This window comes from Streptomyces sp. AB3(2024), from assembly GCF_041862025.1.
Lineage (GTDB): Bacteria > Actinomycetota > Actinomycetes > Streptomycetales > Streptomycetaceae > Streptomyces.
Genome location: NZ_JBGWAB010000220.1, coordinates 1 through 7,855 on the forward strand (window position 1 = coordinate 1; position 7,855 = coordinate 7,855).

The window sequence follows — 7,855 nt, forward strand, 5'->3', positions numbered from 1 at the left end:
CCCGGCTGGACGCGGCGGCGCACGGCGGGCTGCTCGCCCTGGCGCGCACCCACCGGGCGAGCCCGGCCATGGCGGCCCGCGCCGCCCTCGCGGCGGCCCTGTCGGCGGCCGGAGCGGGCGAGGACCTCGTGATCGGCACCCCGGTCGCGGGCCGCCCCGACGAGGACCTGTACGACCTGGTCGGCTTCTTCGTCAACTCCCTCGCGCTGCGCACCGACCTGTCGGGCGACCCCACCGTCGGGGAGCTGCTGGAGCGGGTCCGCGAGGCGGACCTGGCGGCGTACGAGCACCAGGAGCTGCCCTTCGACCTGCTGGTGGAGCGGCTCGCCCCGGAACGGGCCCTGGGCCACCACCCCTTCTTCCAGGTGATGCTGACCGTGGACGCGGGCGCCGCCGGCGGTGCGGGCGGCGGCCGGGTGGAGCTGGGCGGCGGGGTCGGCGGGGAGCTCGCCGACACCGTTGTGGACACCGCCAAGTTCGACCTGACCTGGTACTGCCGCGAGCTGCACACGGCCGAGGGCCGGCCGGACGGGATCGAGATCGCCCTCCAGTACGCCACCGACCTCTTCGACGAGGACACGGCCCGCCTGCTGCTGGAGCTGTACGTACGGACCCTCGAAGCGTTCGCCGACCGTCCCACGGCCCGCCTCGGCGCCCTCGGCCCGGCGTCCGGTCCGCAGGCACGGGCCCTGGCCGCGCGGGGGCGCAGCACCCTCCCGACGGTCGCGCCCGCCCCGCGCGGCGCCGTCCCGGCCCGCCGTGACGTGCTCTCGCCCCGGGAGGAGATCCTGTGCGGCCTGTTCGCGGAGGTCCTCGGGCGCGGGGAGGGCGAGGCGTTCGCCGCGGACGCGAACTTCTTCAAGTCGGGCGGTCATTCGCTGCTCGCGAGCAAACTGGTGAACCGGATCCGGGGCGCGCTCGGCCTGGAACTGGGCATCCGGGACCTGTTCCTCGCCCCGACACCGGCCGCCCTGCACGGGCGGCTGGCCGGAGCGGGGGCCGCGGGGCCGGCCCGGCCCGCGCTGGTCCCCGTACCGGACCGGCCGGATCGGGTCCCGTTGTCGGCCGCGCAGCGGGCGCTGTGGCTGCTGGATCGCATCGAGGGCCCCTCGGCGGCCTACAACGCCCCGCTGGTGCTGCGGCTGGACGCGGTCCCGGAACCCGCCGCGCTGGAGGCCGCGCTCGGTGACCTCGTCAACCGGCACGAGGTGCTGCGCACGGTGTACGGGGCCGAGGGCGGCGAGCCGTACCAGCGGGTGCTCGCGCCGGCCGGGGTGCCGCTGGAGGTGCGGACGTGCGCGCCCGGCGAGCTGGGCGCGCTGGTCGACGCCTTCGGCCGGGAGGCCTTCGACCTGGCGCTCCGCGCGCCGCTGCGGGCCCGGCTGTTCGTCCCGGGCGACGGCGGCGCGGTGCTGGTGCTGCTGGTCCACCACATCGCCACCGACGGCTGGTCCCTGGCCCCGCTGCTGCGGGACCTGGACGGGGCGTACGGGGCCCGGTGCGCCGGGCGCGCCCCCGACCTGCCGCCGCTCCCCGTGCAGTACGCCGACTACGCGCTGTGGCAGCGCGAGCTGCTGGCCGACCCGGCCGCCCTGCTCGGCTTCTGGCGCGGGGCCCTGGCCGGGATGCCCGCGCGGACCGCGCTGCCCGCCGACCGGCCGCGCCCGGCCGAGCCCTCGGGCCGCGGCGCCACCGTGTCGGCCACGGTCGGCGCGGACGCGCACCGGACGCTGGCCGGGCTGGCGCGGGAGCGGCGGGCGAGCCTGTTCATGGTGGTCCGCGCGGCGCTGGCGGCGGCGCTGGCGGCCACCGGCGCGGGCGAGGACCTGGCGATCGGCACCCCGGTCGCGGGCCGCCCCGACCAGGACCTGCACGAGCTGGTCGGCTGCTTCGTCAACTCGCTGGTGCTGCGCACCGACCTGTCCGGCGACCCGTCCGTAGGGGAGCTCGTGGACCGGGTCCGGGACGCGGACCTGTCGGCCTTCGACCACCAGGACCTGCCCTTCGACGTCCTGGTGGAGCACCTGGCCGAGCCGGGCCGGGCTCTGGGCGAACACCCCTTCTTCCAGGTGATGCTGACCGTGCGGGAGGCCGCCGACGAGCGGATCTCGCTCGGGCCGGTCACGGGCCGGGCCGGGAGCACCGACCTGGGCGCCGCCAAGTTCGACCTGAGCTTCCACTGCGCCGGGCGGCACACCGCGGACGGCGCCCCGGACGGCCTCGACGTGCACGTGCAGTACGCCACCGAACTGTTCGACGAGGACACGGCCCGGCTGCTGCTGGAGGTGTGCGTACGGGCCCTCGAAGCCTTCGCCGCCGATCCGGCGGCCCGCCTCGGCGCACTGGACCTGGTCCGGGAGCCCGAGCGGCGGGGCCTGGAACGGCGCCGGGACCGGCTGCAGGAGGCGCTCGCCGCGACGGCGGCGGCCCCGACGGCCGCGACGGCGGCGCCGTCCTCCCCGCGCGAGGAGATCCTGTGCGGGCTGTTCGCCGAGGTGCTGGGCGCGGAGCGGATCGCCGCCGACGCCAACTTCTTCAAGTCGGGCGGGCATTCGCTGCTGGCCAGCCGGCTCGTCAACCGGATCCGGGCCGTGCTCGGCGTGGAGGCGGGCATCCGGGACCTGTTCCTGGCCCCCACCGCGGCGGCCCTGCACCGCCGCCTCGGGACGGGCACCGGGGCGGGAGCGGCGCGGCCGGCGCTGGTCCCCGCAGCGGAACGGCCGGAGCGGATACCGCTGTCGTACGCGCAGCGCCGGCTGTGGTTCCTCGACCAGCTCCAGGGGCCGTCCGCCACCTACAACGTCGCGCTGGTGCGGCGCCTGGAACGGCCGCTGGAGCCGGTGGCGCTCGCCGGGGCGCTGGCGGACCTCGCCGCCCGGCACGAGGTGCTGCGCACCGTGTACGCGGCCGAGGGCGGGGAGCCGTACCAGCGGGTGCTGGAGGGCGCCCGGCCGCAACTGGACCTGGTGCACGCGGCGGACGTGGCGGCGGCCGTCGACGCGGCGGCCGGGCACGTCTTCGACCTGACGCGGGACCTGCCGCTGCGGGCCTGGCTGTTCCTGCCGGAGGGCGGGGGCCCACAGACCCTGGTGCTGCTCCTGCACCACATCGCCGCGGACGGCTCGTCCACGGGCCCGCTGCTGGCCGACCTGGCGGCGGCCTACGAGGCACGGGCGGCGACGGGCCGGGAGCCGGGCTGGTCTCCGCTGCCCGTGCAGTACGCGGACTACACGCTGTGGCAGCGGGAGTTGCTCGCCGACCCGGGCGCCCCGCTCTCGTTCTGGCGCGGGGCCCTGTCCGGGCTGCCGCCGCTGATCGACCTGCCCACGGAGCGGCCCCGGCCGCCCGTGCCGTCGGGACGCGGGGCGGTCACCGGCTTCGAGGTGGACGCCGGCACGCACCGCGCGCTCCTGCGGATCGCGCACGCGCGCGGCGCCACCCTGTTCATGGTGGTGCAGGCGGCGCTGGCGGCGGCCCTGACCCGGGCCGGGGCCGGGACCGACCTGGCCATCGGCACGACGGTCGCGGGGCGCTCCGACGACGCCCTGTCGGGGCTGGTGGGGTTCTTCGTCAACACGCTGGTGCTGCGCACCGGCACGGGCGGGGACCCCGCCTTCGAGGAGCTCGTCGACCGGGTCCGGGAGGCGGACCTGGCGGCGTACGCGCACCAGGACCTGCCGTTCGACCTGCTGGTGGAGACCCTCAACCCGCACCGGTCCTCGGCACACGACGCGCTGGTGCAGGTGATGCTCCAGGTGAACCCGGCTCCGGCCGGGGCGTCCGGCGGGCCGCTGGCCGGCACGGAGGGGGCCTTCGCCGCGCGGACGGCGAAGTCGGACCTGACCTTCGCCCTGACCGAGCGGGCCGGGGACGAGGGCCGGGCCGGCGGTCTGTCGGGGGTGCTGGAGTACGCCACCGACCTCTACGGCCCCTCGGGCGCGGCCCGGCTGGCGGCGCTGCTGGTGTCCGCGCTGGAGCTGTTCGCCGCCGACCCGTCGCGGCACGTGTCGGCCCTTCCCGCCCCGGCCGACCGGCGTCCCGCACGGCCGCTCGCCGGGGGCTACCGGGTCGATCCGACCCGGGTGGAGGCGGTCTTGACGGCGCATCCGGCGGTGGTGTCGGCGCGGGCCCGGGTGGAGGGGGACCGGCTGCTCGCGCGGGCCGTGACCCCGGCCGGGGCGGTGACGGAGGCCGACCTCCAGGCCTGGGCGGCGGACCGGCTCCCGGACTACGAGGTCCCGGCGGCCGTCCTGCTGCCCGAGACCCCGGCCGCGCCGGACCCGGCCCCGGCTCCCGCCACCCCTCTGACGGACACGCTGCTGCGGCTCTTCGCGGAGGTGCTGGAGCGGGGCCGGATCGGCCCGGACGACAACTTCTTCAAGTCCGGCGGGCATTCGCTGCTCGCGGTACGGCTGGTCAACCGGGTGCGGGCGGAACTCGGCCGCGAGCTGACCCTGCGCGAGGTGTTCCGCCACCCCACCCCGGCCCGGCTGGCGACCCTGCTGGCGACGGCCCCCACCACCGGCCCGGCCCCGGCCCCCGCCCCGGCCCTGCGCCGCCGCACCCGCGCGGGCACCCGCGTCCGGCAGCCGTAGCCCCTCCGGGGCCGGGGGGGGGGGGGGGGGGGGGGGGGGGGGGGGGGGGGGGGGGCGGCGCCGGGGCGCGCCACCCGGAATCGCGCCCCCGGTCCCGCCGGGACCACCGGGGCCTTGGTCCCGCTCCCGACGGTCCGCCGCCCGGCTCACGGCCCTTGCCCCTCCGGTCAGGGGCCGCACGCGCACGCGAAGCCGCGGGCACCCTGGGCGGCCGGGGGCGCAGACCAGGCCCACCCCGGTCCCGGGCGGCAGTCCCGGGCGGCAGCGTGGGGGTGGGGAGCTGCCGGAGGGACTGCCCGCCGGGGGCGGGAGCGGTGCCTAGCGTGGGGGCACGGACTGCGGTCCGCACCCACCCCCTCGCCTGGAGGCCCCGCGATGCCCTCGACCGCCCCCACCGCCCGCGCCGTCCTGGACGGCGGCCCGGCGATCACCCCGGCTCCCGGTGTGCTCGACCGGCTCGACGCCCAGGTCGCCGCCGGCCCCGGGCGGCTCGCGCTGGTGCACGGCACGCGCCGGATGACGTACGGGCAGCTGGCCCTGGCGGTGGCGCTGCGGGCCGACGCGCTGGCCGCCGAAGGGGCCGGTCCCGGCCGTCTGGTGGCCGTGCACCGCCCGCGCGGCATCGACGCCGTCGTCGGGCTGCTCGCGGCGCTGCGGACCGGGGCGGCCTACCTGCCACTCGATCCGGCCGCGCCCGCCGCCCGCAACGCGGCGATCCTCGCCGACTGCACCGGACGGGACGACCTCGCCCCGGTCACCGGGGAGTTCCCCCTGCCGGGTGCCGGGGTCACCCCCGGATCCGCCTACGTGATCTACACCTCCGGATCCACCGGCACCCCCAACGGCGTCGTCGTCGGGCACCGCGCCCTGGCCCACTTCACCGCCGGGGCCACCGCCCGCTACGGGATCAACGCCGAGGACAAGGTGCTGCAGTTCGCGCCGCTGCACTTCGACGCGAGCGTGGAGGAGGTCTTCCTGACCCTCTGCGCGGGCGCCGCCCTCGTCCTGCGGGACGAGGAGATGCTCGACGTCCCCGGGCTGCTGGCGGGCTGCGCCGCGCACGGGGTGACGGTGCTCGACCTGCCGACGGCGTACTGGCACGAGCTGACGCACGCCCTCGCCTCGGGCGTGGACCGGCTGCCGCCCTCCCTGCGGACCGTGGTCATCGGCGGCGAGGCGGCCCTGCCCGAGCGGGTCGCGCAGTGGTGCGCGGCCGTGGACCCGGACCGGGTGCGGCTGCTGAACACCTACGGGCCGACCGAGGCCACCGTGGTCGCCACCGTCGCCGACCTCTCCCGCCACCGCGGCGGGCCGGTGCCCATCGGCACCCCCCTGCCCGGCGTGCGGGCCGCCGTCGTCGACGGCGAACTGTGGCTGCTGGGCGGGGCCCTCGCCGAGGGCTACCTCGGCCGGCCGGAGCTGACCGGGACCCGGTTCACCACGCTGGACGGGGAGCGCGCGTACCGGACCGGCGACCTGGTCCACGTACGGCCCGACGGCCAGCTCGGCTTCCGGGGGCGGGCGGACGACGAGGTGAAGATCAACGGCCACCGGGTGGACCCGGCCTCCGTGGAGTCGGTGCTGACCGCGCACCCCGGGGTCCGCGAGGCGGCCGTGGTGGCGCCGCGGAGCGCGGACGGGGTCCTGCGGCTGGCCGCCTTCGTCGTCGCCGACGAGGGGGTGGGCGCCGCGGAGCTGCGGGACCGGGTACGGGCGGCGCTCCCGGCGGCGGCCGTCCCGGGCACCGTGACCCTCCTGCCCGCACTGCCCCGGACGCCCTCCGGGAAGATCGACCGCAAGGCGCTGCGGTCCCCCGCCCCGGCCGCGGACCCCGAGCGGGACCGCGACCCGTACGCCGTCTTCAGCGGGGAGGTGCTGCCCGCCGAGGACCGGGTCCCGCTGTCCTTCGCCCAGCGCCGCCTGTGGTTCCTGGCCGGCCTGGAAGGCCCCTCCGCCACCTACAACCTGCCGCTCGTGCTGCGCCTGGACGCCGTCCCCGACCGGGCCGCGCTCCGGGCGGCCCTCGCCGACGTCGTGGAGCGGCACGAGGTGCTGCGGACCGTGTACCCGGCGGTGGACTCCGAGCCCTACCAGCACGTGCTCCCGGCCCCCGAGGTGCCGCTCGCGGTGCGCGGCTGCGCGCCCGGGGAGGTCGCGGAGCTGGTGGCCGGCTTCACCGGCGCCGCCTTCGACCTCGCCGCCCATCTGCCCCTGCGGGCGGCCCTGTTCGTGCCCGGCGACGGCTCCGCCACCCTCGCGCTGCTGACCCACCACATCGCCACCGACGGCTGGTCCGTGGGCCCCCTGCTGCGCGACCTCGGCGCGGCCTACGCCGCCCGGCTGGCCGGGGGTCCGCCCGGCTGGGAGCCGCTGCCCGTGCAGTACGCCGACTACACCCTGTGGCAGCGCGAACTCCTGGAGGACCCGGCGGCGTTGCTGGCGCACTGGCGCGGGGCCCTCGACGGCGTGCCGACCCTGCTGGACCTGCCCGCCGACCGGCCCCGGCCCGCCGAGCCCAGCGGGGCGGGCGCCACCCTCACCGCCCGTCTCGACGCGGACGCGCACCGGCGGCTGGCCGCGCTCGCCGAGGAGCGCGGCGCGAGCCTGCTCATGGTGCTCCAGCCCGCGCTGGCGCTGGCGCTGGCCGCCGTCGGCGCCGGGACGGACATCGCGATCGGCACCCCGGTCGCGGGGCGCGGCGACGAGGCCCTGGAGGAGCTGGTCGGGTTCTTCGTCAACACCCTGGTGCTGCGCACCGACGTGTCGGGCGAGGCCTCGTACGCGGAGCTCGTCGACCGGGCGCGGGACGCGGACCTGGCCGCGTACGCCCACCAGGAGCTGCCGTTCGACCTGCTGGTGGAACACCTGCGGCCGCGCCGGGACGGCGCCGTGAACCCCTTCTTCCAGGTGATGCTCACCGCACAGGAGCAGGGCGGCGAGGACTCCGGGACCGAGGGCCCGCTGTCGGGCCGGTTCGTCGAACCGGGCCTGGAGGTGGCCAAGTTCGACCTCAGCGCCTCCTGCGTGGAGCTGCCGGGCGGGGACGGCCTGGAGGTGTGGTGGCAGTACGCGGTGGACCTGTTCGACGCCGGTACCGCGCGACTGCTGCTGGACCTGTTCCTACGGGCCCTCGCGCGGGCGGCGGCCGATCCCGCCGGGCCGGTGACCGGGTGGGGGCTGCTGACCGGCGAGGAGGGCGCGGCGGTGGCGGAGCGCCGCGAGCGCCTCGCGGCGGCCCGCGCCTGCGAACGGGCGGCCCG

At 78.1% G+C, this 7,855-nt stretch carries 2 protein-coding genes; both read left to right on the forward strand.

Annotated features, from left to right (window positions below):
* Positions 1 to 4,595: condensation domain-containing protein (locus ACEPPI_RS38950; protein ID WP_373919988.1), on the forward strand; the 4,595-nt coding region annotated here is incomplete at its 5' end.
* 375 nt (positions 4,596 to 4,970) lie between these two features.
* Positions 4,971 to 7,855: condensation domain-containing protein (locus ACEPPI_RS38955; protein WP_373919989.1), on the forward strand; the 2,885-nt coding region annotated here is incomplete at its 3' end.